26 protein-coding genes are annotated in these 23,583 nt (G+C 70.6%); 11 read left to right on the top strand and 15 right to left on the bottom strand.

Annotation, left to right across the window (positions count from 1 at the left end):
• Positions 1-3 precede the first annotated feature (3 nt).
• On the top strand, positions 4-1,401 hold the full coding sequence (locus tag ACZ39I_RS25790; RefSeq protein ID WP_467246790.1) for an NAD(P)/FAD-dependent oxidoreductase: 1,398 nt from the start codon (positions 4-6) through the stop codon (positions 1,399-1,401).
• Positions 1,402-1,499: 98 nt separating this feature from the next.
• The gene (locus ACZ39I_RS25785; protein ID WP_467246789.1) at positions 1,500-4,733 is read left to right on the top strand and encodes a Tat pathway signal protein; all 3,234 of its coding nucleotides are present in this window, start codon (positions 1,500-1,502) and stop codon (positions 4,731-4,733) included.
• 82 nt (positions 4,734-4,815) lie between these two features.
• Here the strand turns inward: ACZ39I_RS25785 and ACZ39I_RS25780 are convergent, their stop codons facing one another.
• Together ACZ39I_RS25780 and ACZ39I_RS25775 are read right to left on the bottom strand one after the other, a co-directional pair.
• Positions 4,816-5,793: a zinc-binding dehydrogenase gene (locus tag ACZ39I_RS25780; RefSeq protein ID WP_467246788.1), complete on the bottom strand. Its 978-nt coding sequence runs from the start codon at positions 5,791-5,793 to the stop codon at positions 4,816-4,818.
• Positions 5,794-5,846: 53 nt separating this feature from the next.
• Entirely contained in the window at positions 5,847-7,007 is a 1,161-nt protein-coding gene (locus ACZ39I_RS25775; RefSeq protein WP_467246787.1) for an NAD(P)-binding protein, read from the bottom strand.
• 145 nt (positions 7,008-7,152) lie between these two features.
• On the opposite strand from ACZ39I_RS25775, the gene ACZ39I_RS25770 reads away from it, so the two are divergent.
• Positions 7,153-7,830 (top strand): pentapeptide repeat-containing protein, encoded by a 678-nt coding sequence (locus ACZ39I_RS25770; protein ID WP_352388845.1) that lies wholly within the window; start codon positions 7,153-7,155, stop codon positions 7,828-7,830.
• A 104-nt stretch (positions 7,831-7,934) separates the two neighbouring features.
• On the opposite strand, the gene ACZ39I_RS25765 is transcribed toward ACZ39I_RS25770, so the two are convergent.
• Entirely contained in the window at positions 7,935-8,435 is a 501-nt protein-coding gene (locus ACZ39I_RS25765; RefSeq protein ID WP_467246962.1) for a hypothetical protein, read from the bottom strand.
• Positions 8,436-8,474: 39 nt separating this feature from the next.
• On the opposite strand from ACZ39I_RS25765, the gene ACZ39I_RS25760 reads away from it, so the two are divergent.
• Positions 8,475-9,899, top strand: a complete 1,425-nt coding sequence (locus ACZ39I_RS25760; protein WP_467246786.1) for a M1 family metallopeptidase — start codon at positions 8,475-8,477, stop codon at positions 9,897-9,899.
• Between the two features lie 9 nt (positions 9,900-9,908).
• Here the strand turns inward: ACZ39I_RS25760 and ACZ39I_RS25755 are convergent, their stop codons facing one another.
• The 6 genes from ACZ39I_RS25755 to ACZ39I_RS25730 form a co-directional block, all read right to left on the bottom strand.
• The gene (locus ACZ39I_RS25755; protein ID WP_467246784.1) at positions 9,909-10,520 is read right to left on the bottom strand and encodes a hypothetical protein; all 612 of its coding nucleotides are present in this window, start codon (positions 10,518-10,520) and stop codon (positions 9,909-9,911) included.
• Between the two features lie 33 nt (positions 10,521-10,553).
• Positions 10,554-11,123, bottom strand: a complete 570-nt coding sequence (locus tag ACZ39I_RS25750) for a Uma2 family endonuclease (protein WP_467246782.1) — start codon at positions 11,121-11,123, stop codon at positions 10,554-10,556.
• 2 nt (positions 11,124-11,125) lie between these two features.
• The gene (locus ACZ39I_RS25745) at positions 11,126-11,383 is read right to left on the bottom strand and encodes a hypothetical protein (RefSeq protein WP_352388841.1); all 258 of its coding nucleotides are present in this window, start codon (positions 11,381-11,383) and stop codon (positions 11,126-11,128) included.
• Positions 11,380-11,727, bottom strand: coding sequence for a hypothetical protein (locus tag ACZ39I_RS25740; protein ID WP_352388840.1), 348 nt, complete (start codon positions 11,725-11,727; stop codon positions 11,380-11,382). Before ACZ39I_RS25740 ends, ACZ39I_RS25745 begins: the two co-directional genes overlap by 4 nt.
• A 67-nt stretch (positions 11,728-11,794) precedes the next feature.
• On the bottom strand, positions 11,795-12,643 hold the full coding sequence (locus ACZ39I_RS25735; RefSeq protein WP_467246780.1) for a helix-turn-helix domain-containing protein: 849 nt from the start codon (positions 12,641-12,643) through the stop codon (positions 11,795-11,797).
• 226 nt (positions 12,644-12,869) lie between these two features.
• The gene (locus ACZ39I_RS25730) at positions 12,870-13,316 is read right to left on the bottom strand and encodes an ATP-binding protein (RefSeq protein WP_467246779.1); all 447 of its coding nucleotides are present in this window, start codon (positions 13,314-13,316) and stop codon (positions 12,870-12,872) included.
• Positions 13,317-13,470: 154 nt separating this feature from the next.
• Between ACZ39I_RS25730 and ACZ39I_RS25725 the strand changes: the two genes are divergently transcribed.
• Genes ACZ39I_RS25725 through ACZ39I_RS25710 form a run of 4 tightly spaced genes read left to right on the top strand, consistent with a single transcriptional unit; the run spans position 13,471 to position 14,895 of the window.
• Entirely contained in the window at positions 13,471-14,325 is an 855-nt protein-coding gene (locus tag ACZ39I_RS25725) for a helix-turn-helix domain-containing protein (RefSeq protein ID WP_467246777.1), read from the top strand.
• Entirely contained in the window at positions 14,322-14,525 is a 204-nt protein-coding gene (locus tag ACZ39I_RS25720; protein WP_467246775.1) for a DUF397 domain-containing protein, read from the top strand. The genes ACZ39I_RS25725 and ACZ39I_RS25720 overlap by 4 nt, the downstream gene beginning before the upstream one ends.
• 8 nt (positions 14,526-14,533) lie before the next feature.
• A complete protein-coding gene (locus ACZ39I_RS25715) occupies positions 14,534-14,707 on the top strand; it encodes a DUF397 domain-containing protein (RefSeq protein WP_467246773.1) in 174 nt (57 codons plus the stop codon).
• Positions 14,708-14,715: 8 nt separating this feature from the next.
• Complete coding sequence (locus ACZ39I_RS25710; protein WP_467246771.1) at positions 14,716-14,895, top strand: DUF397 domain-containing protein; 180 nt, start codon at positions 14,716-14,718, stop codon at positions 14,893-14,895.
• A gap of 71 nt (positions 14,896-14,966) precedes the next feature.
• Here the strand turns inward: ACZ39I_RS25710 and ACZ39I_RS25705 are convergent, their stop codons facing one another.
• The gene (locus tag ACZ39I_RS25705) at positions 14,967-15,542 is read right to left on the bottom strand and encodes a TerD family protein (RefSeq protein WP_352388835.1); all 576 of its coding nucleotides are present in this window, start codon (positions 15,540-15,542) and stop codon (positions 14,967-14,969) included.
• A 178-nt stretch (positions 15,543-15,720) separates the two neighbouring features.
• On the opposite strand from ACZ39I_RS25705, the gene arfB reads away from it, so the two are divergent.
• Complete coding sequence (arfB, locus tag ACZ39I_RS25700) at positions 15,721-16,149, top strand: alternative ribosome rescue aminoacyl-tRNA hydrolase ArfB (RefSeq protein WP_352388834.1); 429 nt, start codon at positions 15,721-15,723, stop codon at positions 16,147-16,149.
• A gap of 70 nt (positions 16,150-16,219) precedes the next feature.
• Here the strand turns inward: arfB and ACZ39I_RS25695 are convergent, their stop codons facing one another.
• Both ACZ39I_RS25695 and ACZ39I_RS25690 read right to left on the bottom strand, forming a co-directional pair.
• Positions 16,220-16,696, bottom strand: a complete 477-nt coding sequence (locus ACZ39I_RS25695; RefSeq protein ID WP_467246769.1) for a GNAT family N-acetyltransferase — start codon at positions 16,694-16,696, stop codon at positions 16,220-16,222.
• 42 nt (positions 16,697-16,738) lie between these two features.
• Positions 16,739-17,284, bottom strand: coding sequence for a flavin reductase family protein (locus tag ACZ39I_RS25690; protein WP_467246960.1), 546 nt, complete (start codon positions 17,282-17,284; stop codon positions 16,739-16,741).
• Positions 17,285-17,651: 367 nt separating this feature from the next.
• On the opposite strand from ACZ39I_RS25690, the gene cdgB reads away from it, so the two are divergent.
• Both cdgB and ACZ39I_RS25680 read left to right on the top strand, forming a co-directional pair.
• Positions 17,652-19,310, top strand: a complete 1,659-nt coding sequence (gene cdgB / locus ACZ39I_RS25685; protein WP_467246767.1) for a diguanylate cyclase CdgB — start codon at positions 17,652-17,654, stop codon at positions 19,308-19,310.
• Between the two features lie 120 nt (positions 19,311-19,430).
• Complete coding sequence (locus tag ACZ39I_RS25680; protein ID WP_467246765.1) at positions 19,431-20,378, top strand: CBM35 domain-containing protein; 948 nt, start codon at positions 19,431-19,433, stop codon at positions 20,376-20,378.
• A gap of 3 nt (positions 20,379-20,381) precedes the next feature.
• Here the strand turns inward: ACZ39I_RS25680 and ACZ39I_RS25675 are convergent, their stop codons facing one another.
• The 3 genes from ACZ39I_RS25675 to ACZ39I_RS25665 all read right to left on the bottom strand — a co-directional run bounded on the left by ACZ39I_RS25675 (position 20,382) and on the right by ACZ39I_RS25665 (position 23,549).
• Positions 20,382-21,311, bottom strand: coding sequence for a 1-phosphofructokinase family hexose kinase (locus ACZ39I_RS25675; protein WP_467246763.1), 930 nt, complete (start codon positions 21,309-21,311; stop codon positions 20,382-20,384).
• A gap of 85 nt (positions 21,312-21,396) precedes the next feature.
• Positions 21,397-22,605: an N-acetylglucosamine-6-phosphate deacetylase gene (nagA, locus tag ACZ39I_RS25670; protein WP_467246762.1), complete on the bottom strand. Its 1,209-nt coding sequence runs from the start codon at positions 22,603-22,605 to the stop codon at positions 21,397-21,399.
• A complete protein-coding gene (locus ACZ39I_RS25665; RefSeq protein ID WP_467246760.1) occupies positions 22,605-23,549 on the bottom strand; it encodes an ROK family protein in 945 nt (314 codons plus the stop codon). Before ACZ39I_RS25665 ends, nagA begins: the two co-directional genes overlap by 1 nt.
• Between the last annotated feature and the right edge of the window lie 34 nt (positions 23,550-23,583).

The following is a 23,583-nucleotide window of genomic DNA, read 5'->3' as shown; positions in this document are numbered from 1 at the left end:
GCCATGAGCAGCAGGGTCGTGAACGGCGGCATCTCCTTCTGGTACGCGGACGACGGCTTCCCCGAGGCGCGGGAGCCGCTCGACGGTGACGCGTCGGCGGACGTCGTGATCGTCGGCGGCGGGTACACCGGACTGTGGACGGCGTACTACCTGAAGAAGGCCGTGCCCTTTCTGCGCATCACCGTCCTGGAGCAGAAGTTCTGCGGTTACGGCGCCTCCGGGCGCAACGGCGGCTGGCTCTACAACGGCATCGCGGGCCGCGACCGGTACGCGAAGCTGCACGGCCACGAGGCCGCCGTACGCCTGCAGAAGGCCATGAACGGCACCGTCGACGAGGTCGTCCGGGTGGTCGGGGAAGAGGGCTTCGACGCCGGGCTCCACAAGGGCGGCGTCCTCGAAGTCGCCCGTACGCCCGCGCAGTTGGCGCGGCTGCGGGCCTTCCACGAGCACGAGCTGTCGTACGGCGAGAAGGACCGTGAGCTGTACGGCGCCCGGGAGACGGCCCAGCGGATCCGGGTCGCGGACGCGGTCGGGTCGTCGTGGACGCCGCACGGGGCGCGGGTGCATCCGGTGAAGCTGCTGAAGGGGCTCGCGGCGGCCGTCGAGGCGCTGGGCGTGACCGTCCACGAGCAGACGCCGGTGACGGAGATCCGGCCCAAGCACGCTGTCACCCCGTACGGCACCGTCCGGGCGCCCTATGTGCTGCGCTGCACCGAGGGCTTCACCGCCGCGTTGAAGGGCCAGAGACGGACCTGGCTGCCGATGAACTCCTCGATGATCGCCACCGAGCCGCTGACCGACGAGCAGTGGGCGGCGATCGGCTGGGAGGGGCGACAGACGCTCGGCGACATGGCGCACGCGTACATGTACGCGCAGCGCACCGCCGACGGGCGGATCGCACTGGGCGGACGCGGGGTGCCGTACCGCTTCGGTTCGCGCACCGACAACGACGGGCGGACGCAGGCGGCGACCGTCGAGGCGCTGCGGGAGGTCCTCGTCGGGTTCTTCCCGATGCTGGCCGGGACGCGGATCGCGCACGCCTGGTCGGGGGTGCTCGGTGTGCCCCGCGACTGGTGCGCGTCGGTGACCCTGGACCGTTCGACGGGTATCGGGTGGGCGGGCGGTTACGTCGGCTCGGGTGTCGCCACCGCCAACCTGGCCGCCCGGACCCTGCGCGACCTGGTCCAGCAGGACTCCGGGCAGGGCGGCCGGACCGAGCTCACCGAACTGCCGTGGGTCGGCCACAAGGTGCGCAGGTGGGAGCCGGAACCGCTGAGGTGGCTGGGCGTGCAGGGCATGTACGCCACCTACCGCACGGCGGACCGGCGGGAGTTCACCGGCCACCGCGCGGAGTCGTCGCGGCTGGCGCGGTGGGCGGACCGGGTCGCGGGACGGCACTGATCGGATAACGCTTTCTGCGCCCTGTGGATACTCGTGAGGGCGTTGTCGTACCCCTGTGTCACTATCGCCTCAACGTTTGCTGATCCAGGGGGGATCCTTTGCCTGACGTTGACTCCTGTCCGCCTGTCGGAAGACAGAGACGGGCGGCCGTCTTCGCCGCTCTCGTCGCGCTGTTCGTCTCGCTGCTGAGCCTGACCGGGGCAAGCCCGGCCGCCGCCGAGGACGCGGACTGCGCACCGCTAATGCTCGCGCCCTTCGGCGATCCCGGGGGCGCCGTCAACAGGACGACCGTCCCGGTAGGGGAGAGCACCTGCTTCACCCTGACGGCGCCGACGGCCGGCCGGTACTTGGTGTCCAAGGACCGGAGCAGCCCCGCGTCCGCGACGCTGTACGCCGCGGACGGCACCGAGGTCGACTGCTACGACGAGACGTTCTCCGAGAGCGGCCGGTGCGACCTGCCCGCGCCCGGCGACTACACCCTCAGGATCGTCAATACCGGCCAGTGGGGCCCGGCGGACACCACGTTCACCGTCGTCCCGCTCGGTTCGGCCACCGAGGGCTGCTACGACGACGCCGGCACCGCCTGGTACCCGCCCCTGCCCGTCCGGACCGCCGTGAGCGAGCTGGAGATCGACTGCCAGGCCTTCGAGGGCACACCGGGCAAGCGCGTCCTGCTCAGCCGGGCCACCAAGGTCTACGGCGAGATGGTCTCCTGGATCACCGACGCGACCGGCACCCGTATCTGCCCGCGTGTCACCGCCGACGACGAGAGCAGCCTCAGCTGTGTGCTGCCCGGTGAGGGCCCCTACCGGGTGATCTCCCAGGTGACGTACTCGGAGAAGGGCTTCCCCGCCGAGTACACGGCCGGGGTGCACTCGCTGACCGACCCCGAGGGCTGCCGGACCGCGTCCGTGCGCCCCTTCGGAGCGCCGGAGGGCCTGGACTACCAGGACAACCCCTGCTTCACCTTCACCGTCGGCAAGGCCGGACCGTACGTGGTCCACGAGGTCGACGACTACTCGGCGAGCGCGGCCCTCGTGTACGACGCGGCCGGCAAGATCGCCTGCGAGGAGACCGACCCCTGCAGGCTGCGGGCCGCGGGCACCTACACCGCGATCATCCATCTCGGCGTCGACCCCGGTGACGACCTGCTCCTCCTCGACCGTGCCTCCGACGCCGGGTGCGTGGCGGCCGGGACCGGCGTGTTCCAGGGCGAGTTGAGCGTCGTGGGCGAGTACGACTGCCTGGCCCTCGACGTCCCCCAGGGCGCCACGATCGCCGCGCTCACCCCGATCGGCTCCGACGGTGTCGACGCCGAGGTGGAGGTCGTCGACGCGAACGGCACCATCCAGTGCGGCAGCACGAAACTGGCCGACGGCACGTGCGTGCTGACCGGCACGGCTCCCTTCCGGGCACTGGTGCACACCGACGCCCTCGGTACGGGCAACTCCACCGGCCCCTACTCGATCGCCTTCCACCGCGTCGACGGGGCGAACGACTGCCCGGTCCTGCCCGCCGGAAGCTTCGGTGCCGACGGCGCGAAGGCCGCCTTCGGCACGGGTGACGGCGTGTTCTCGCAGTGCCTGAGCATCCCGGCGGACGCGCACACGGGCGCGGAGGTACTCCAGCTGGTCAACACCTCCGGGGGCGTGCCGGCGAAGTTCTCCGTGCTGGACGCCACCGGCAAGCAGGTCTGCGACCGCACCGCCACCGGCAACGGCTGGGTGGTGTGCGCGCTGACCCCGGGCGTGGCCCACACCGTGCTGGTCACCGGCCGCGACCTGCCCGCCACCTACACGCTGGCCCGGCGGGACGTCACCGCGAGCGCCTCCTCGGCGGGCTGCGTGAAGACCGCCGCGACGAAGGTCGGCGGCCCGTCCGTGACCGGCGTGGCCGGCGAGCCGGGCACCCTGACCTGCCACCAGGTCACCACCGACGCGGCCACCGACGTCCTGCACCTCGACGTGCGGGACGCCCTGGGCACCGCCAACCTCGCGGTGTTCGGCGGTGACGGCGGCTCCGAGTGCTCCTTCCGCAACCGCTCCTGCGCGGTCACCGGGTCCACCACCCACCAGGTCCTCGTGCAGACCCCGGTCACCCTGAAGGCGGCGCCCGAGTACCACCTGGACGCCCTGCGCGTCGCGACGGCGGACGGACCGGCACCGGAGTGCACCCGGGTGCCCTCGGTGGCGTACGGCTACGGGCCCGTCACCGGCACGCTCGACGAGCAGCACAGCGCGGTGTGTGCGGTGCTGCCCACGGCAGGGTTCGACCGCTTCGACATGGCGATCACGGACACCACCGGGGCGACCACCACGGCGGTGCCGGCGCTCTACAACAAGTCCTGGAACAACGGCTGTTCGCTGTACATACCGTCCGGCTGGCAGTGCGCGGCGGGCGGCTCGTCCTCGGCGGCCGGCCCCAGCGTCCTCGTCCTCGGTCTGCCGGAGAAGGCGTCCAGCACCTCCTACAGCGCCAAGCTGACCTGCACGTCCACACTGTGCGGGCCGGACAGGGTGAGCGTTGCGGCGGTCGGTCCCGCCACCGGGGTCGCCGGCACCAAGGTGAAGCTCACGGTGACCGGTACCGCACTGCCCCTGAACGCGACCGTACGGCTCAGTCAGAGCGGCAAGACCCTGACCGCGACGACGGACTCGGTGTCCGCCGACAACCGGACCCTGACCGCGACCCTCGATCTGACGGGGGCGGCGGCCGGCACCTGGAACGTCAGTGTGTACGCGGGCTGCTGCGAGTTCCAGAAGGGCACCTTCACCGTCACCGAGCCCCAGCTCACCAGCACGGCCGCGCCGAAGATCACCGGGACCGCCAAGACCGGCGCCAAGGTGACGGCGGAGCCGGGCAGTTGGTCGGTGACGCCGACGTCGTACACGTACCAGTGGAAGGCGGACGGCAGGGCGATCAGCGGGGCCACGGCGAAGACGTACACCGTCGCCGCCGCGGTCGTCGGCAAGAAGCTCACCGTGACCGTGGCCGCGCTCAAGAGCGGCTGGAAGAGCGGTACGGCGACCTCGGGCGCGGTGACCGTGGCCAAGGGCGACGCGCCCAAGGCGACCAAGCTGCCGGTGCTCAGCGGCACCGCGAAGGTGGGGAAGACGCTGAAGACGACCAACGGCACGTGGAGTCCGGCGGCGACCTCGTACGCGTACCAGTGGTATGCGAACGGCACGGCGATCAGCGGGGCCACCAAGTCGTCGCTGGTGCTGAAGACCGCCCAGAAGGGCAAGAAGATCACCGCGAAGGTGGTCGCGCACCGCACCGGGCACAAGGACGGGTCGGCGGTGAGCAAGCCGACGACGGCGGTCGTCAGGTGAGCTGAGCTGTCGAAGGGGCGGCCTCCGCGGCCGCCCCTTTGCCGTTCAGGCCACCGATCGTTCAGGCCACCGATTGTGCGCGTCAGGGCTCCAGTACCACCTTCCCGGTCGTGCCGCGGGTCTCCAGCGCCCGGTGCGCGGCGGCCGCCTCGGCGAGCGGGAAGCGCTGTACGGCGGGGGTGAGACGGCCCGCGGCGGCTTCGGCGAGGGCGCGCAGTTCGAGGGTGCGGACGGGGTCGGGGCCCGCCTTCTGGAACATCACGGGGCCGAGGACCTGCTCGGAGACGCCCTCGACGAGGTACGGCTGTCCGTCGTGGATGCCCTCGCCGGACCAGCCGAAGACGATGTGCCGGCCTCCGTCACCGAGCAGGGCCACGGACTCGCGCGCGATGTCCCCGCCCACGCCGTCGAAGACGACGGTGGCGGTGCGGCCGCCGAGGAAGGCGCGGACCTTGTCCGGCCACGAGGGGTCTGTGTAATCGACGGCGAGGTCGGCGCCGTTGCCCTGAACCCGTGCCGTTTTCGACGGTCCGCCCGCGAGGCCGATGACCGTCGCCCGGGCGTTCTTCGCGTACTGCACGAGCAGCGTGCCGATGCCTCCGGCCGCCGCCGGGATCACGGCCACCGAGTCCGGGCCGAGCTCGGCGAACTGGACGATCCCCATGACCGTACGGCCCGTGCCGATCATGGCGACGGCCTGGGCGAAGTCGAGGTTCCCGGGGATCTCGTGGACGCGGTCGACCTCGGTGACGGCGAGTTCGGCGTAGCCGCCGGGCGCGAAGCCGAGGTGGGCGGTGACGCGCTTGCCGAGCCACAGCCCGGCGACGCCCTCGCCGAGGGACTCGACCGTGCCGGCGACCTCACGGCCGGGGATGGTGGGAAGCGTGGTCGGCCGGGGCGCCGGCCCCTGGTGCCCCTCGCGCAGGGCGGTGTCCAGGAGGTGGACCCCGGCCGCCCGTACGGCGATACGGACCTGGCCGGGGCCCGGTACCGGATCCTCGGTCTGCTCGTAGGTGAGGTTCTCGGCGGGGCCGAAGGTGTGCAGGCGGACGGCGTGCATGGGAATCCCCCTCGGTAGGAATGACCTGTAGACAGGGCACCCACCCTCCGACCTCAAGCGTGCTTGAGGTCAAGGGCGTTCCGGCCGAGGGCCAGCGACACGGCGGTGAGCGCGCTGGTGAAGGAGACCTCCGAGAGCACCCCGGGCGCCGCGACCTGGTCGCCCGCGAGATAGACGCCGTCACCCCGGTCGACGGCGGGCCGGTCCCGCCAGCTGGTGCCGGGCAGGTCGACGGCTCCCGTACGGCCGTTCGCGACGGACTCGCGCCGCCAGGTGACGCGCTCGCGCCAGCCCTCGAAGGCGAGATCGAGCAGCTGCTCCGCGCGCGCGACACCGTCGGCCTTGGTCTCGTGCGGGGCGATCGGGATCTGCCCCTGGAGGAGCTGTTCGCCCGCGGGCGCCAGGGTGCGGTCCTGGGCGGTGAACCGTTCGATCCAGCCGGGGGAGTCGAGGTCGGAGACTGCGAAGGCGTCGCCGCGCCGGGTGCGCAGGGCGAGGTCGATCAGTGTCGTACGGCCGCTCGGCCAGGTCAGGGAGTCGTCGCGGAGGAGACGGCGGGCCGCGTCGAGGGACGTGGCGACGACGACCGGGGTGTCGGTGGGGAGGGTGTCGACGCGGGACAGGGTCTCCATCCGGACGCCCAGGTTCCAGGCGCGGGCGGCCATCCGGTCGACGACGCCGGCCCAGCCGCCGAGCGGGTAGTGCGCCTCGGGCGGCAGCTTGGTGGCACGCCGGAGCCGTTCCTGCACGAACGCGGCGGACAGGGCACCGGGGTCGTGGTGGAAGAGGGCGACGGCGGAGTAGTGGGCGGCGGCGCGGGCGCCTTCCTCGCCGGCCTGCCCGGTGGCCCAGGACATGAAGTCCACGTCGACGGGGGCCTGTCGGGCGCTGCGGCGCAGGAGCTTGAGCATCGCGAAGGGCGGGGTGCGGCGGAGGGCGCCCTTGTGCCGCAGTCGCAGCCGGGCCGCCTCCAGGGGTGGGAGTGGTGCGAGCGGTCCGACGAGGTCGCGTTGCTGGAGCCAGGACCAGTGCGGGCCGCCGTTGTAGAGGGCGTGCGGGCCGTCGTTCGTGCGGTACGGCCCCTCGGCGGTCCTGGCCCGGCCGCCGAGCGTGTGATGGGCCTCGTACACGGTGACCTTGACGCCCGCCTCGGCGGCGGTGATCGCCGCGGTCAGCCCGGCGAGGCCGCCGCCGATGACGGTCATGCGGTGCATGTCTGGGGTCTCCCTCTGCTCGGGTTTCGCGTTTTGTTGTCGTGGTCGTCCTCGCCGGTATGACTGATTGAGGGCACCGGAATGTGACATGAGGACTGTTCGCGCAGGTCAGGGGATTGTCAGTGGTGGGGTGCAGGATGGGGGCATGGTGAGTCGAGCGGCGGGTGCGAGCAGGGTGAAGGGGGCGCGGCGGCCGGAGGTGCGGCTGCCACCGCTGGAGCCGTACGGGGGAGGGGAGCTGGAGCCGGACGGGGACTACGACGGTCTGGAGTTCCTGGAGGCGGACTTCGTGGGGCAGGACGGGGCGGGGGCCCGCTTCATGGACTGCGCGCTGAGAAGCTGCGCGCTGGACGAGACCCGGCTCCACCACGCCCGCTTCCTCGACTCGGTCCTCACCGGCATACGGGGCGTGGGCACCGACCTCGCGGAGTCGACCCTGCGTGACGTCGAGCTGATCGACGCGCGCCTCGGCGGAGTGCAGTTGCACGGGGCGGCGCTGGAGCGGGTCGTGATCCGGGGCGGCAAGATCGACTATCTGAACCTGCGTACGGCGGTCCTGAAGGACGTCGTCTTCGAGAGCTGCGTGCTGGTGGAACCGGACTTCGGCGGCGCCCGCCTGGAGCGCGTGGAGTTCGTGGACTGCGCTCTGAAGGGCGCGGACCTCACGGCGGCGACCCTCAAGGACGTCGACCTGCGCGGCGCCGCGTCCCTGGAGATCGCCCGGGGCATCGACCGCCTCGCCGGGGCGGTGATCAGCCCGTCCCAACTCCTGGACCTGGCACCGGTGCTGGCGGCGGAGGTGGGGATTCGGGTGGAGGGGTGACGGGGGAGGGGTGACGGGGAGGGGTCAGGCCGAAGGAACCAGGGGCGGCATGTCGCGGCCCGCCATGCGCATTCCGCCGCTTCCTTCACCGCTCACTTCACCGCTCACTTCAACCTCGGGAATCGAGCCTGGAGCGTCCAGATCGCCGGGTTCTCGCCCAGGTCCTCGTGCAGGTCGACCAGGTCGGCGATCAGGTCGTGGAGGAAGTCGCGGGCCTCGCGGCGCAGGTCCGCGTGGGAGAAGGTGAGCGGGGGTTCCTCCACCGGCATCCAGTCGGCCTCGATGTCCACCCACCCGAAGCGGCGCTCGAAGAGCATGCGGTCGGTGGACTCGGTGAAGTCGAGTTCGGCGTGCTGGGGGCGGGAGGCGCGGGAGCCCCGCGGATCACGGTCGAGACGTTCCACGATGTCGCACAGCGCCCACGCGAAGTCGAGCACCGGCACCCATCCCCAGGCTGTGGACAGTTCCCGGTCCTCCTTGGTGTCCGCGAGATACACGTCCCCGCAGAACAGGTCGTACCGCAGCGCGTGGACGTCCGCGCGGCGGTAGTCGGTCTGCGGAGGGTCCGGGAAACGGTTGGAGAGGGCGTAGCCGATGTCGAGCACGTAGGCGATGGTGTCACGCGGCCCTCGTAGGATCACGGCGTGCCCCGATCCGTGCCGCTCGTCCACCGTGCCCCGCTCGTCCCCACCGCCCTGCTCCTGGCGGGAGCCCTCGTGCTCACCGCGTGCGACGGCGGAGTGCACGGCACCCCCGGCGGCTCCGGCCTGCGCGACCGCGACCCGTACTTCCCGAAGTCCGGCAACGGCGGCTACGACGTCACCCACTACGACCTCGGCCTCGCCTACGACCCGGACACATCCAAGCTCTCCGGCACCGCGACCCTCACCGCCCGCGCCACCCAGGACCTCTCCGCCCTCAACCTCGACCTCGACGGCCTGGACGTCCAGAAGGTCACCGTCGGCGGCGACCCGGCCCGCTGGAACCGCACCGGCCGGGAGCTGACCGTACGCCCGCACGACGACCTCGACGAGGGCCGCGCCTTCCGCGTGACCGTCACCTACTCCGGCACCCCGAAGACCGTCACCGACCCGGACGGCTCCGAGGAGGGCTGGCTGCCCACCGACGACGGCGCGGTGGCCCTCGGCGAACCGACCGGCTCGGCGGCCTGGTTCCCCGGCAACCACCACCCCTCCGACAAGGCGTCCTACGACCTCACGATCACCGTGCCCGAGGGCCTCCAGGCCGTGTCCAACGGCGAGTTGACGGCGAGCAGGACCAGCGGCGGCCGTACGACGTCCCACTGGCACACCGCCGAACCCATGGCGAGCTACCTCGCCACGCTCGCGATCGGCGACTACGACATCCACCGCACCACCACCCCCGACGGCCTGCCCGTCTACACCGCGGTCGACCCGGCGCAGGCGGCCGCGAGCCGGAAGGTGCTGGCGCAGATCCCGGCCGTCATCGCCTGGTCCGAGGACACCTTCGGCGCGTACCCCTTCTCCTCCACCGGCGCGATCGTCGACCGTATGGGGGACGCCGAGTACGCCCTGGAGACCCAGAACCGCCCCTACTTCCCCGGCGCCCCCGACACCGAGACCCTCGTCCACGAACTCGCCCACCAGTGGTTCGGCGACTCCGTCACCCCGAAGACCTGGCGGGACATGTGGCTCAACGAGGGCTTCGCGACCTACGCCGAGTGGCTGTGGGCCGAGGACCACGGCGGTGACAGCGCCCAGAAGACCTTCGACGAGCTGTACACGCACGGCGACGACGTCTACGACGACCTCTGGGACTTCCCGCCCGGCAAGCCGTCCGGCGCCGCGCACCTCTCCGACAGCCCTGTCTACCAGCGCGGCGCGATGGTCCTCCACCAGATCCGCCGGCAGCTCGGCGACACCGCCTTCCGCGCCCTCCTCCGCGACTGGCCCACCACCCACCGCCACGGCAACGCGGACACCGAGGACTTCACGTCGTACGTCGAAGACCTCGCCCCCGACAAGGACTTCGGCCCGATCTGGGAGCAGTGGCTGTACGGGGACGGAAAGCCGGAGCGCTCCGCGTAGCCGACAGGCCTATCGCCCACCGTCCCGTTTGCGCTCGCTGCGCCGCAGTGCGCGACGCTCCTTTCCCGGCAAGGTGACGGCCAACTCGCCCACCGGACAGACGTCATGGCCTGTGCCGTCCCGGCTGCCCCGGCACCACCACACCACCGGGTCCGACGGGTCGGCCTCGCCCCCGCACCAGTCGTCAGCGGTCCCCGCGGGGCGAACGTGCACCCCGATCTTGTGTTCCCGGCAGATCGGCCAGACCTGCCAGAGCAGCTCCATGATCGTCTCCTGCGCCGCTTCCGCGACCAGCGTCAGGGCCGTCATCGCGTCATCCGGCTCCGGCGGGTCGCCCTCCTCCAGGTCGAAGGCGTTCACGGCATTGCCCTGCCAACGGCCGTCCGGCATCGCCACATGGACCAGTCCCTTGTCGATCCCGCTCGCGGGCAGCGGCTGCCAGGACGGGGCAACCATGAGTATCAGCGCTTCCTGACCGGGCAGGGTCGCCGTCACGTCGCGATTGACCACAGCGAGCGCGGCCTCGAACATCGGCCACTCACCGGGCTCGGCCTGCCTGGGCTCCGAGAGGTCCGGCCGGTCATGACCAGGACCGATGCGGTCGTACGAGAAGGAGTTCACCGACGCATCGTCTCAGCCACGCGGAGTGCGGATTCAGTCCTTGTAGCGCGGCAGGTTCTCCGTGGAGATGGTCCAGTCACCGATCGTGACGTCCTCGCCATACACGAAGTCCTTGCGGGTGGCGTAGCGGGGGCCTTCGGGGGTGGGGTGGATGTCGGTGAGGACGGCTCCGGTGCCGGTGCGTGGGTCGAAGATCGCGTAGACGGGGATGCCGATCAGGGGGTAGTCGCGGACCTTGCCCACCCAGTCGTTGTCGGGGTTGGAGCGGGAGACGACCTCGATGGCGGCGATGAGGGTGCGGGGCTCGAAGGAACCCGGGACGTCCATGTCCGCCCAGGCGATCACCATCACGTCGGGACGTCGCATGATGCCCGCGGACTCGTCCTCGACGTCAGGGCTTCCGGTGTGGGCGACAATCTCCATCGGCATGATTTTCTCCAGCCGCTTCCGGAGCCCAAGCCTGGTCAGCTCGTGGGAGCTGTTGGGCGAGATCATGTCGTGGACGATCCCATCCCTGGTGATCTCGAACTTGCCGGGGAGGACGTCGTCCATTGACTGAACGACGTCCCGCATGGCTCGGTAGACATGGATCGCCACGTTCATGGTCAGAATCCGAGATAAGTGATCTGAACGATGTAGACACGCTCGCTGCGGACGACGACCTGGTATCGGAACCAGCCGCCGGAGACGATGATTTCGCCGCCCTTCGGGTCGACCCCCTTATGGGCTCGGCCGTGGAGATGAAGGGCTTCAGCTGCCCTGACGAGTTCGTCGGCCCGGGACGAGACAGTGGCCAAGAAGTCTGCCGGGGCGGAGCGGGCGGTTTCTTCGGCCCCGAAGGCGTACTCCCATTTCCAGCTCACTCGCGAACTGCCCTCAGCGCCTCATCAAGGACCGCGCTCAGCTCTCGGAGGGCCTCTTGCGCAACGGCTGGATCCTCGTGTTCCAGGTTGTTCTCCGCCTGGGTATAGCGGTTGCGCAGATCCGGCCGCCGGGCGATCTCGATGTCCCTGGCCCAGATCAGGACCCAGCTCTGCACCGGACTGAGGGACTGCCACTCGACGGCTTTGGCGAAGGCTTCGTCCTTCATGGCCTGCATTTCGTCAAGGCGACCGGGAGCGACCACGGCGAGGGCTGCACGCAGGGCATCCGGCGTCAGCTCGGGACGGGGGATCAGCTCGTGCCCATGGTCGGCCTGAGTGCTCATGGTGTCCTCCAGAGAGTGCCCAGCCCAGCCTACCGAGGCGAGCCGAAGGGGACGGGGCTGAGCGGTCTCAGGCGGTGGTGGCGATGGGAGTGCGGCAGTCACGGCAGAGTCCTGGAGTCGGTGAGCGGAAGACCCGAGTGCAGCCGTCGCAGGTCTGGAAGGGGTGCCGGATGGGCGGGGGTGGGGCCGGAGGCCGGTACGGGGGCAGGGGTGGCAGCTCAGCTGTGAGGCGGTGGGCCAGGAAGGCCGCCGGGCGGTACAGGGGCTCTGCGGGGAGGCGCGCGGTCAGGGCGTCTCGTACGTCGGTGGGGGTGAGGTCCCGTTCCAGCCAGGCGGCGACTCCGGGGGCCAGGTGTTCGGTGTCCGTGGCCGAGAGGAGCAGGCGGGGGTCGTGGCGGCGGAGGGTGCTGAGGAGGTCGATGGCCTGCTGGAGGAGGGCGGGGGCCGGGTAGCCCGGTTGCGGTACGGCGGGGAGGAGCCTCTTGCGGGGCGGTTGCCGCTTCTTCGGAGGCGCCGGGGCATGGTCCCCTCCGGACCGGCCGCGATGACCGGGCCGGTTGCAGGAGACCGTGCGGGTGATGATGCGGCCACCGGGGAGGCGTTCGCGGGTGCGGCGGAGGTAGCCGTGGGTTTCCAGTTCCCGCAGGGCGGCTGCGATACGGTCCCGGCCCTCGGGGAAGCGGGCGGCGAGGGTCTTGATGTCGACGCGGGCCTCGGCGGGGAGGGACTGGATGTAGACGGCCAGTCCTCTGGCGACGAGCGAGAGGTCGGGGTGCTGGGCGAGGTGGTTGCCGATCACCGTGAAGCGTTCGGTGTGGCGGGCGTTGTCGTGGCGGAGACCACCCGTGTGGGGGTGGTTTTTGCCAGCGGTACGGGACTTGGCGCGCGGGGGCGCGCTAGGGTCTTGCGTGTCCATCGGGAAGCCGTACTTCCTTGGTGGTCAGGCCCTCGCATTGGGATGCCAGTCCCGGCGAGGGCCGTTGTATGTCCGCAGCAGGTCTGCGGTTGTGTCGCGCTGAGCGTAGAGCAAGCAACCCGGCTGAAATCCAGCTGAGTTGGTGATGTTCACTCGCGCGGGTGAGCTGCGCTTCGGGCGGGAGGAAAGGTGGGGCTTGGTTGGGTTCCTTTCTCCCAGGGGTTCTTTAGGGAAGACCGCCCACGTCACCGAAGCCCGGGTTTCCGGACGACGGTGAGAGGTCGATTTCCGCCCACACCGTCTTGCGGGGACGGGGTCCCGGTGCCACACCCCATCGGTCGGCGAGCGCGTCCACGAGTACGAGACCTCGGCCCGACTCCGCGTCCGGCGCGGGGAGTTCGATGTGCGGAAGGCGGTCGCCCCGAGTGTCCGTGACCTCGATGCGCAGGGTGTCGCCGACGACGTAGAGCGTCAGGCGGAAGTCGCGTCCCGGGACCCGGCCGTGCGTGGCCGCGTTCACCGCCAGCTCCGCCACGATGTGCTCCGCCGGGTGCAACGGCAGTCCCCACTCGCGGAGTTGCTCGACCGCCAGCAGGCGCGCTAGGCGTGCTCCACGCGGGGTGGGGGACAGCAGGACGCTGAAGTTGCGGATGACGGCGGTTTCTTGATTCACGTCACTCAGCGTGGCCGTGGGTGCTTACCGTGAACAGTGACGACTCCGGTACGTACGGTGACTGTCCGGAGCTTGTCCGGTCGTGTCCGGGCTGTCGGGGGCGGTTGTCGGGGTAGGGCGTCGCGGGTACGGACGTACGGCGGAGGGGTGCGGGATGGGTGTGGACGGCGAGACGGTCGAGCCGGGGTGGGAGGTCGATCCCGACGACGAGTGGGGTGTCGCGGTGATCGCCACGGTGGGTCGCCAACTGAAGTTGCGGCGCGAGGCAGTGGGGATGCGGGCCGCCGAGTTCGGGGAGGCGGTGGGGTACGGGGAGGACCTGGTCTACAAGGTCGAAGGCGGGAAGCGGATTCCTCGACAGGAGTATCTGGACAGGGCCGACGAGGTTTTGGGTGCGGTTGGGCTCATCGCCGCGACTTGGGAGGACGTCAAGAAGGTCCGGTATCCGAAGAAGGTTCGGGAGCTGGCCAAGTTGGAGGCGGAGGCCGCTGAGATCGGGGTGTATGAGTGCATCAGCGTCAACGGTCTGTTGCAAACGCCCGCACATGCTCGGGCACTATTCGAGGCTTGGCAGCCCGCGTACTCGGAGGACGACCTGGAGCGCGTACTGGCGGCTCGTATGGCCAGGCGGTCCATCTTCGAGCGATCACCCGCCCCCGCACTCGGTTTCGTCCTTGAAGAGGCAGTGCTACGGCGTTGCGTCGGCGGCACAATGGTGTGGCGGCAGCAACTCGAACACTTGCTGGAGGTAGGCCGGTTGCGCAACGTCACGCTTCAGGTGATGCCGACGAACGGCGGGGCGCACCCCGGTCTGGGAGGCAGGATCGAGATCCTGAAGTTCCCCGACGGTACGGCTGCCGGGCGGTCCGACGGTGCGTTCAACGGCCGGCCCACTTCCGACCCGAAGCAGGTCCGCATCCTTGAGCTGCGGTATGGCACCATCCGGGCGCAGGCTCTCTCGCCTCAGGAGTCACTGGCCCGCATCGAGCGCATGCTTGGAGAAACATGATCCGCAAGGCATCTGCCGGAACCCACTCCGAGCTGAAGTGGTTCAAGAGCAGCTACAGCAGCGGGCCGGACGGCGACTCCTGCGTCGAAATAGCCTCCGCTCCCCACGTCGTCCACGTCCGCGACTCCAAGGACGACACCACCGGCCCCCGCCTCACCTTTGCCTCAACCACTTGGACCGTGTTCATCTCGCAGACGTAGGGAGAGACATGATCCTGGTGTGGTTCAAGAGCAGCTACAGCAGCGGCAATGACGGCAACTCCTGCGTCGAGATCGCGGTAGCACCCCGCACGATCCACGTCCGCGACTCCAAGAACGACACCACGGGCCCCAGCCTGGGCTTCACCCCTACCAGCTGGGCCGCGTTCGTCTCACAGGCGTAGGGAGAGACATGACCTCCGAACTGGCGTGGTTCAAGAGCAGCTACAGCGGCGGCAACAACGGTGAGTCCTGCGTCGAGATAGCGGCCACCCCCGACACGATCCACGTCCGCGACTCCAAGAACGCCCCCACCGGCCCCCGCCTCGCCTTCACCCCCGCCACCTGGACCGCGTTCGTCTCGCACGCGTAAGACAGAACGCCGGGAGCCCCCGGCCGACAAGACCAGGGGCTCCAGCACAGCTCAGCTCAGTGCAGCGGGTGTCAGACGTTGACGCCGAAGTCCTGGGCGATGCCGACCAGGCCGGACGCGTAGCCCTGGCCCACCGCGCGGAACTTCCACTCCGCGCCGTTGCGGTACAGCTCGCCGAAGACCATCGCCGTCTCCGTGGCCGCGTCCTCGGAGAGGTCGTAGCGGGCGATCTCGGCGCCGCCGGCCTGGTTGACGATGCGGATGTAGGCGTTGCGGACCTGGCCGAAGTTCTGCGAGCGGTTCTCCGCGTCGTAGATCGAGACCGGGAAGACGATCTTGTCGACGTCGGCCGGGAGGCCGGCCAGGTTGACGTTGATCGCCTCGTCGTCGCCGGCGCCCTCGCCGGTGCGGTTGTCACCGGTGTGGACGATGGTCTGGTCCGGCGTCTGCTTGTTGTTGAAGAAGACGAAGTGGGCGTCGGAGTAGACCTTGCCCTCGGGGTTGACCGCGATCGCGGACGCGTCGAGGTCGAAGTCCGTGCCGGTGGTGGTGCGGACGTCCCAGCCGAGGCCCACGGTGACGGCGGTCAGGCCCGGAGCCTCCTTGGTGAGCGAGACGTTGCCACCCTTGGACAGGCTTACAGCCATTGTTGGGAGTCCCTTCCTTCGTTGAGTAACGGGCACGAAGCTACAGCTACCTCTATGAACGCCGCGAGCGGTGTCGAAGGTTCCCCGCTTCTTTACTTTCTTTACCCAAGCCCACCCGGGGGACGGACAGGCGATATTGGGGTGACGTGGACCGGACAGACCCGGGAACATGGACCCCATGTCCGGTCCCCACGTCATCCGCGGCTCCGTCTCCCTTCCCGAGGCCGAGCTCATGTGGCGTTTCTCGCGCTCCTCCGGCCCCGGTGGCCAGCACGTCAACACCAGTGACTCCCAGGTGGAGCTGCGGTTCGACCTGGCCCGCACCGAGTCCCTGCCCGACGTGTGGAAGCAGCGGGCGCTGGCCAAGCTGGCCGGGCGGCTCGTCGACGGGGTCGTCATCGTCCGTTCCTCCGAGCACCGCTCGCAGTGGCGCAACCGCGAGACCGCGGCCGTACGGCTGGCGGCGCTGCTCGCAGAGGCCACCGCGCCGCCGCCCAAGCCCCGCAGGGCGACACGCATCCCGCGCGGGATCAACGAACGCCGGTTGCGGGAGAAGAAGCAGCGGTCGGACACCAAGCGGGGGCGACAGGGCCGGGACTGGGGCTGACGGCTCGCGTTCACGTTCGTACACGACCGGATCGTTCGTACCGTCACCAGATCGTTCGTATCCGACCGGATCAGCCCTGCGCCAGGTCCAGAACTCCCACCGTCTCTCCCTCGCTCAACTCCCCGGTGCGGCGGAAACCGAGCTTCAGGTAGAACTCCGCCGGGCCGTCCGGCCCCTCGTGCCAGGTGACGTACAGCTCCTTCGTGCCCCGGCGGCGCAGCTCCGCGGCGACGGACTCCACGGCGAAACGGCCGTACCCCCTGCCCTGGGCGTCCGCCGCGATGTTCAGGCGCCACAGGCCGGAGCGGGTCACGGTGCCGCCGTCGGCGCGCCAGTCGATGTCGAGGAAGGCCATCAGGAAGCCGACCGTGCGGTCACCGTCGACGATCAGGCGGGGCCAGGCGACGCCCGCGGGATGGACGTAGGCCTCGGCGAGGGACTGCATCACGGGGGAGACCGCGAATTCCTGCTCGGGGCGGACGCGTATGCCGGTCGCCGTTTCGAAATTCCCGGGTGTGATCTCTTCGAGACGGGGTGCGAATGTCATCCGGGGACCTTAGGACGGGCCGGACGCACACCGCCACGCAATTCATCCCAACTGCCGGTACCGGCCGCGGAAATACGTCAGCGGCCCACCTTCCGCGCTCGGTACGTCGGCGGTCAGGACGCGGCCGATCACCAGGGTGTGGTCGCCGGCCTCCACGCGCTGCTCGGTGCGGCACTCCAGTGTGGCGAGGGCGCCGCGCACCAGAAGGGCGCCGGTCGCCGAGCCGCGGACGTACGGAATGTCCTCGAACAGCAGGCGGTCGCTGATGCGGCCCTTCATGGCGAAGCGGCCGGCGATGTGCCGCTGGCTCTCGGACAGGACGGACACCGCCCACAGCGGCTGCTCGTCGAGCAGGTCGTCCATGCGGGAGCCGGTACGCAGGCTGACCAGCACCAGAGGTGGGTCCAGGGAGACCGACAGGAACGCCGTGGCCGTCATGCCGACGTCCTCGACCTTGGGGTCCTCCGCGTCGAGCGGCGGCTCGAACGCGGTCACCAGGACCACGCCCCCGGCCAGCCGGGACATGGCGGCGCGGAACTCGTCGTTGCTCACCCCCACAGCATGCCCGGAAGCGGGCGGAGGGATCATCGGCGCGGTGGCGGCAGCAGTGTTCGGCACGCCTGGAACGCTAATGTCACGTCGGGGCGGCCCGCATCGGGCCTTCGTCCGAGGCCGGACCTAGGTCTACCGGCGGAGACGTGACGGCCTTCACAAACGGCCAAAGTTTACGTTCAGTAAACGCACAGGAAAAACGCAGAAACCCCACTCAATTGTTCATCTTTCGCTGTGACTTGAGTCACAAGGGACGCTAATTGTTGACCCTGTGTACCGAGTGGGCAGCGCGCTGTGATTCAGTGGCGGGGAAGTACCGACGAAGCGCACCAACGAAACGGCACGGAAGATACGCCGAAGAGAACCCTTGATTCGCTGCGAGGTCTCGGGGGGAGGGCGAGCAATGGAGAGCGAGTCGGAGCCGTACGTCCGTCTTGCGTCCCTGCGACAGCTGCACGAGGTCATGGCCGACATGAACACGGCCCGCAGCCTGGCTGACACGCTGCAGACCGTCGCGAACGGCGTGGTCACCGCACTCGGCTATGAACTGGCGTGCGTCAATCTCGTGCGCCCCGACGGTGACCTCGTGGTCGCCGCGTTCTCCGGGAACCAGGCCGCCGAGGCGCTGATCACCGGCCGGGTGGGCTCGCGCGAGTCCTGGGACCGCCGGCTGAACATGGGGGAGACCTGGGGCGACCTGGTCTTCATCCCGCACACCGAGGGCTGGGTCCTCGACGACGACGACGTCCCGCAGTGGTACACCGACGGGCCCGCGCCCCGCTTCGAGGACGAGTGGCACCCCTCCGACCGGCTGTTCGCGCCGATGTACACGCCGGGCGTGCAGGGCGGCCAGTGCGGCGAGCTGATCGGCGTGCTCTCCGTGGACCGCCCGCGCAACGGCCGCAGGCCGGGCGCATGGGGCCGCGAGGCGCTCCAGATGTACACGTTCCAGGCCGCCATCGCGATCAGCAACGCGCGTCTACGCGCGAACATGCAGCGCGCGCTGGTCAGGCTCGAAAGGGAGCAGCAGGCCCTCAGGGCCAGTGAAGAGAGCTTTCGGCAGGCCTTCGAGTACGCCCCCTCCGGCATGGCCATCGCCGAGATGGGCGGCGACCAGCACGGCCGGATCCTGCGCACCAACGACGCCCTGTGCCGTCTCCTGGGCCGCCCCGCCTCCGCGATGCGCCGCTACTCCTTCTCCGACCTCGTCCACCCCGAGGACATAGGCACCCTGCTGCGCACCTCGGCGGAGGGCGGCCGGGCCGAGCTGCGCCTCGCGCGCCGGGACGGTACGTACGTCTGGGTGTCCCTGCGCAACTCCGTCGTCGCCGACGCCGCCGACGGGCCGCGCTTCCTGCTCACCCACGTCGAGGACATCGAGGACCGCAAGCGCCGCGAGCTCCAGCTCGCCCACCGCGCCTCCCACGACTCCCTGACCGGTCTGCCGAACTCCGCCGAGCTGCGCTCGCGGCTGTCCTCCCGGCTCTGTCAGCGCTCCACCCAGACCGGCGCCGCCCTGGAGTCCATAGACGCGGCCTTCGGGCACCCGGCCTTCGACGCCAACGGGCACGGCTTCGACTTCCGGCAGGGCGGCACCGAGGCGTTCGCCGCCTTCGACCACCATGTGCACACCGTCGCCCCCGAGGGGGAGCGCGACGATGGCACCAAGGGGCTCGCGGTGCTCTTCTGCGACCTCGACGGCTTCAAGTCGATCAACGACCGGTTCGGGCACAACGCGGGTGACGCGGTGCTCATCGAGGTCGCCCGGCGGCTGTCCCAGTGCGTCCGTGACGGCGACACCGTGGCGCGGCTCGGCGGCGACGAGTTCGTGATCCTCGCCGACGGGCTCGGCAAGGCCGACGCGGCCGACCTCGCGGTACGCCTGCGCAACGAGATCATCCAGCCCATCCGGGCCGAGGGACGGGCCGTGCGGGTCGGTGCCAGCTTCGGTATCGGCTGGGCGCACTGCGGCATGACCGCGGACGAAGTGCTGAAGTCGGCTGACGAGCGGATGTACGTCGAGAAACGATCTCGTCCCAAACAACACAGACGCGCGGGCTGAGTCCCAGGTCAGCGGGCTGGTGCGATCCGAGTCACCTGTTTGGGCCAGCGGGAGCGGGTAGGCTCGCCATTCTGACTCCACGTATCGCATCCGATCGCACCTGCTGAGGAGTACCAAGGGATGACGTCCGGCAACAACGGCGCGAGCACGCCCGAGGACGACGACCCGTTCGGCTACCTCTACGCCGACGGCCAGGCCAACGGGGCCCAGCCGCCGTCCGGGGGCGGCTACGGCTACGGCTACCCGAACTCCGTCAACCGGTCGCGCTCGGTCGGCCAGCGCCAGTACGGGCAGCAGCAGGCACCGACCGCGCCGACCGCGGCGTACGGCCAGGTTCCGCAGCAGCAGGCCCAGGGCGGCTACGGCCAGCCCAGCGCCCACTACGCGGCCCCCGAGACCTTCCCGGGCTCGGCGCCCACCTCCCAGCAGCCCATGCCGGGCCACGGCGGTGGCGGCCGGAGCGGTGGCCCCAACACCAAGGGTCTGCTGATCGGCGCGATCGCGGTGGTCGCCGCGGTGGTCATCGGCATCGGCATCGCGATGGCGGGCGGCGACGGCCAGAACGACGACAAGGGCAACCAGGCGGCGACGACCCCGACCACGTCGCAGTCCTCGCAGCCGAGCGCGTCGACCTCGGCGGCAGCGGAGGTGGAGCTTCCGAAGGCCGACGCGAAGACGATGCGGCTGGAGGGCGGCACGCGCGTCGCGTCCGACGTGAAGGGCGCCAAGTCCGACGGCGGCGTCTACGTGCAGGACTTCAACCAGGTCGGCGCCTCGGTCACCTGGACCGTCAACGGCATCAAGAAGGCCGGCACCTATCGGGTCTACGTCCGCTACGCCCTCCCCGCCGAGGATGCCAACGGGACGATGACGGTCAACGGCAAGCCCGCCTCCCGGCCGCTGAACATGAAGAACTTCGGCGGGCTCCCCGCGAACGGATGGCAGGAGACCTGGGCCCAGGTCTCGCTGACCAAGGGCACCAACACGATCCAGCTCTCGTGCCAGCAGGGCAACCAGTGCAACGCCCTGCTCGACCAGTTCACCGTGACGGAGAACGTCGACCAGTAGGGCTCACGCCGCGCCGGCCTCCCCCGTGACCGTGACCCGGCCCAGCAGCTCCTCGTAGGTTGCTCGGTCGTAGTCGCCCGCCACCGGGGCCAGTACCGTCGCCGCGGACAGCGCGGTCGCGCGGGTCAGGCGGTCCGGCCAGGGGAGTTGTTCGACCAGGCCCGACAGGAGGGCCGCCACCGCCGAGTCGCCGGCGCCCGTCGGGTTGCCGTGGACCGGTGCCGGGAGGGCGGCTCGCCAGCGGCCCTCGGGCGTGGCCGCCAGGAGGCCCTCCTTGCCCAGGGAGGCGACGACGGCGAGGGCGCCCCGCCGCCGGGCGTCCTGCGTCGCGCGCAGCGGTTCGTGGGAGCCGGTCAGTTCGGACAGTTCCTCGGCGTTCGGCTTCAGGATGTCCGGGCGGGCGGCGACCCCGCGGCGCAGTGCCTCCCCGCTGGTGTCGAGGAGGACCGGCACGCCGGCCGCCTTCGCCGTGCGGATCAGACCCGCGTACGCCCCCACCGGCACCCCCGGCGGCAGGCTCCCGCACAGGGCCACCGCCGAGACGGACGGGACGAGATCCTCGTACGCCTCCTGGAAGGCCGACCACTCCGCGGGCGTCACCGTCGGACCCGGTTCGTTGAGCTGGGTGGTGTCGCCGGACCGATCGTCCACGACGGCGATCGTGCGCCGGGTCGGGCCGCCGACCGGGACCAGCGCGTCCACCAGGCCCGGTACGGCGGTGAGCCGGTCCTGGACCGTGCGGCCCGTGGCGCCGCCCGTGAAGCCGGTGACCGTCACCTCGTGGCCGAGCGCGGCCAGCACCCGGGCCACGTTCAGGCCTTTGCCGCCGGGGCGTTCGACGACCTCGGTCACCCGGTGACTGGTGTGCGGCCGCAGTGACCGTACGCGATAGGTGATGTCGAGAGCGGTGTTCAGTGTGACCGTGAGGATCACCTGGCCGACCTCCCACGTGTCCCCCGACGACAGAATGTGCCCGTCCAGTCTCCCAGGACCGTCCCGGCCCCAACAGCGGGACAGATCAGACCAGTTGGGGATCGACCACCCATTCCCCCCGGCGCATGACGCCCTTGAGGTCGAAATGATGGTCGAGGAGGACCAGGTCGGCGTCCTTGCCGGGCTCCAGGGAGCCGACGCGGTCGGCCATCCCCAGCAGCCGGGCCGGGTTGGCGGAGATCGCCGCGACCACGTCCTCGACGGGCAGCCGGTCGATCGTCACCGCCCGCTTGAAGGCACGGTCCAGGGTGAGCGTCGAGCCCGCGATCGAACCGCCTTCCACCAGCCGGGCGACTCCCTCACTGACCTCCACCTCCAGGGGGCCGAGCAGATAGCGGCCGTCGCCGATGCCGGCCGCGTCCATCGCGTCCGTGATGAAGGCCACCCGGTGCGCCGCCGCGTGATGGAACGCCAGCCGGAGGGCGGCGGGGTGCAGATGCGTGCCGTCGTTGATGAGCTCGACGGTGACGCGCTCGTCCTCCAGGAGGGCGGTGATCGGGCCCGGTGCCCGGTGCCCGATCTGCGGCATCGCGTTGAAGAGGTGGGTGGCGACCGTGGCCCCGGCGTCGATGGCCTCGACGGTCTGCTCGTACGTCGCGTCGGTGTGGCCCACCGCCGCGATCACGCCGTGCTCGGTGAGCAGCCGTACGGAGTCGAGGCCGCCGGGGAGTTCGGTGGCCAGCGTGACCATGCGGGCCTGCCCGCGTGCCGCGTCGATCAGCTTGCGGACCTCGGCCGGGTCCGGGTCGCGCAGCAGTGCCTCCGAGTGCGCGCCCTTGCGGCACGGCGAGATGAAGGGGCCCTCGAAGTGGATCCCGGCGATGTCCCCCTGCTCGGCCAGTTCCGACAGCAGACCGGCCTGCCCGACCAAGAAGTCCATGTCATCGGTGACGGTGGAGGCGACGAGGGTGGTCGTGCCGTGCTCGCGGTGGACGCGGATGGCTTTCTGCACGTCCTCGGCCGGGCCGGAGAAGGAGGCTCCGCCGCCGCCGTGGTTGTGGAGGTCGACGAAGCCGGGGACGAGCCAGTGGTTGGTTACGTCTATGACGTGGGCGTTCTCCGGGGCGGTGGCGGTGATGCGGGTGCCGTCGACGATCACTCGGCCGTTCTTGACGGTTCCTGTGGGGAGGACGACCGTGGCGCCGGACAGGACGAGGGGGGTCTTGCCCGTTGCGGGGTGCGGGTTCGTTGTGGCTGGTCGCGCAGTTCCCCGCGCCCCTAGCGGCGTTGCCATCAGGGCGTTACCTCCGAACCGTTCGTAGTGTCTAGGAGATCCCAGGCCAGGAGGCCGGCGCCGAGGCAGCCCGCTGTGTCGCCCAGGGCCGCGGGGACGATCGTCGGGAGCTTCTGGAAGGTGACCCGGCTTCGGACCGCCTCCCTCAGCGGTGTGAACAAGGTTTCCCCCGCCTCCGCCAGGCCGCCACCGATGATCAGGGTGCGTGGGTCCAGGAGGGTGAGGGCGGTGACCAGGCCGTCGGCGAGGGCGTCCACGGCGTGCTGCCAGACCTTCCGCGCCCTGGGGTCCTCCGCCTCCACCGCCTTCGCGCAGTCCGCCGCGTCCGCCTCCGGGTTCCCGGTGACCGAGGCCCAGGCCTCGCTGACGGCGGCCGCGGAGGCGTACCGCTCCAGGCAGCCCCGTTGGCCGCACGGGCAGGCGGCGCCGTCCGGGCGTACGACGACGTGGCCGATCTCGCCCGCGAAGCCGTGCGCGCCCGCCTCCACCCGCCCCGCGATACCGATCGCGCCCGCGATGCCGGTGCCCAGGGCGACGAAGAGGAAGCGGTCCGTGCCCTGGCCGGCTCCGACGCGGCCCTCGGCGAGGCCGCCGGTGCGGACGTCGTGGCCGAGGGCTACCGGGACGCCGCCGAGGCGGTCGGCGAGCAGCTCGCGCAGGGGGACGTCCCGCCAGCCCAGGTTGGCGGAGTAGGACGCGACGCCGAGGTCCTCGTCGACGATGCCGGGGACGGCGACGCCGGCCGCGGCCGCGGGGGCGCCGAGGTGTTCGGTGCCGTACGCGCGCAGCTCGGCGGCGAAGTCGAGGATGCCGTCGACGACCGCGTCCGGTCCCCGCTCGCGGCCGGTCGCCCGGCGGGCCCGGTGCAGGAGCTCGCCGCCCGCGCCGACCAAGGCCGCCTTCATCCCGGTGCCGCCCACGTCGAGGGCGATGACATGTCTCACGGGGGACAGTGTGACCCTTGAACCCGCGAGAGGT

The organism is Streptomyces sp. NPDC024687 (assembly GCF_055559055.1).
Note: the sequence above shows the minus strand (reverse complement) of the source record. Positions and strands in the feature narration are given on the sequence as shown.

Bases quoted from the DNA above. Each gene is read 5' to 3' on its own strand.
- ACZ39I_RS25790 (WP_467246790.1), top strand. From the start codon at position 4: ATGAGCAGCAGGGTCGTGAACGGCGGCATCTCCTTCTGGTACGCGGAC.
- ACZ39I_RS25780 (WP_467246788.1), bottom strand. From the start codon at position 5,793: ATGCACGCCGTCCGCCTGCACACCTTCGGCCCCGCCGAGAACCTCACC.
- ACZ39I_RS25775 (WP_467246787.1), bottom strand. From the start codon at position 7,007: ATGCACCGCATGACCGTCATCGGCGGCGGCCTCGCCGGGCTGACCGCG.
- ACZ39I_RS25770 (WP_352388845.1), top strand. From the start codon at position 7,153: ATGGTGAGTCGAGCGGCGGGTGCGAGCAGGGTGAAGGGGGCGCGGCGG.
- ACZ39I_RS25750 (WP_467246782.1), bottom strand. From the start codon at position 11,123: ATGAACGTGGCGATCCATGTCTACCGAGCCATGCGGGACGTCGTTCAG.
- ACZ39I_RS25740 (WP_352388840.1), bottom strand. From the start codon at position 11,727: ATGAGCACTCAGGCCGACCATGGGCACGAGCTGATCCCCCGTCCCGAG.
- ACZ39I_RS25735 (WP_467246780.1), bottom strand. From the start codon at position 12,643: ATGGACACGCAAGACCCTAGCGCGCCCCCGCGCGCCAAGTCCCGTACC.
- ACZ39I_RS25725 (WP_467246777.1), top strand. From the start codon at position 13,471: ATGGGTGTGGACGGCGAGACGGTCGAGCCGGGGTGGGAGGTCGATCCC.
- ACZ39I_RS25720 (WP_467246775.1), top strand. From the start codon at position 14,322: ATGATCCGCAAGGCATCTGCCGGAACCCACTCCGAGCTGAAGTGGTTC.
- ACZ39I_RS25715 (WP_467246773.1), top strand. From the start codon at position 14,534: ATGATCCTGGTGTGGTTCAAGAGCAGCTACAGCAGCGGCAATGACGGC.
- ACZ39I_RS25710 (WP_467246771.1), top strand. From the start codon at position 14,716: ATGACCTCCGAACTGGCGTGGTTCAAGAGCAGCTACAGCGGCGGCAAC.
- ACZ39I_RS25705 (WP_352388835.1), bottom strand. From the start codon at position 15,542: ATGGCTGTAAGCCTGTCCAAGGGTGGCAACGTCTCGCTCACCAAGGAG.
- arfB (WP_352388834.1), top strand. From the start codon at position 15,721: ATGTCCGGTCCCCACGTCATCCGCGGCTCCGTCTCCCTTCCCGAGGCC.
- ACZ39I_RS25695 (WP_467246769.1), bottom strand. From the start codon at position 16,696: ATGACATTCGCACCCCGTCTCGAAGAGATCACACCCGGGAATTTCGAA.
- ACZ39I_RS25690 (WP_467246960.1), bottom strand. From the start codon at position 17,284: ATGATCCCTCCGCCCGCTTCCGGGCATGCTGTGGGGGTGAGCAACGAC.
- cdgB (WP_467246767.1), top strand. From the start codon at position 17,652: ATGGAGAGCGAGTCGGAGCCGTACGTCCGTCTTGCGTCCCTGCGACAG.
- ACZ39I_RS25680 (WP_467246765.1), top strand. From the start codon at position 19,431: ATGACGTCCGGCAACAACGGCGCGAGCACGCCCGAGGACGACGACCCG.
- nagA (WP_467246762.1), bottom strand. From the start codon at position 22,605: ATGGCAACGCCGCTAGGGGCGCGGGGAACTGCGCGACCAGCCACAACG.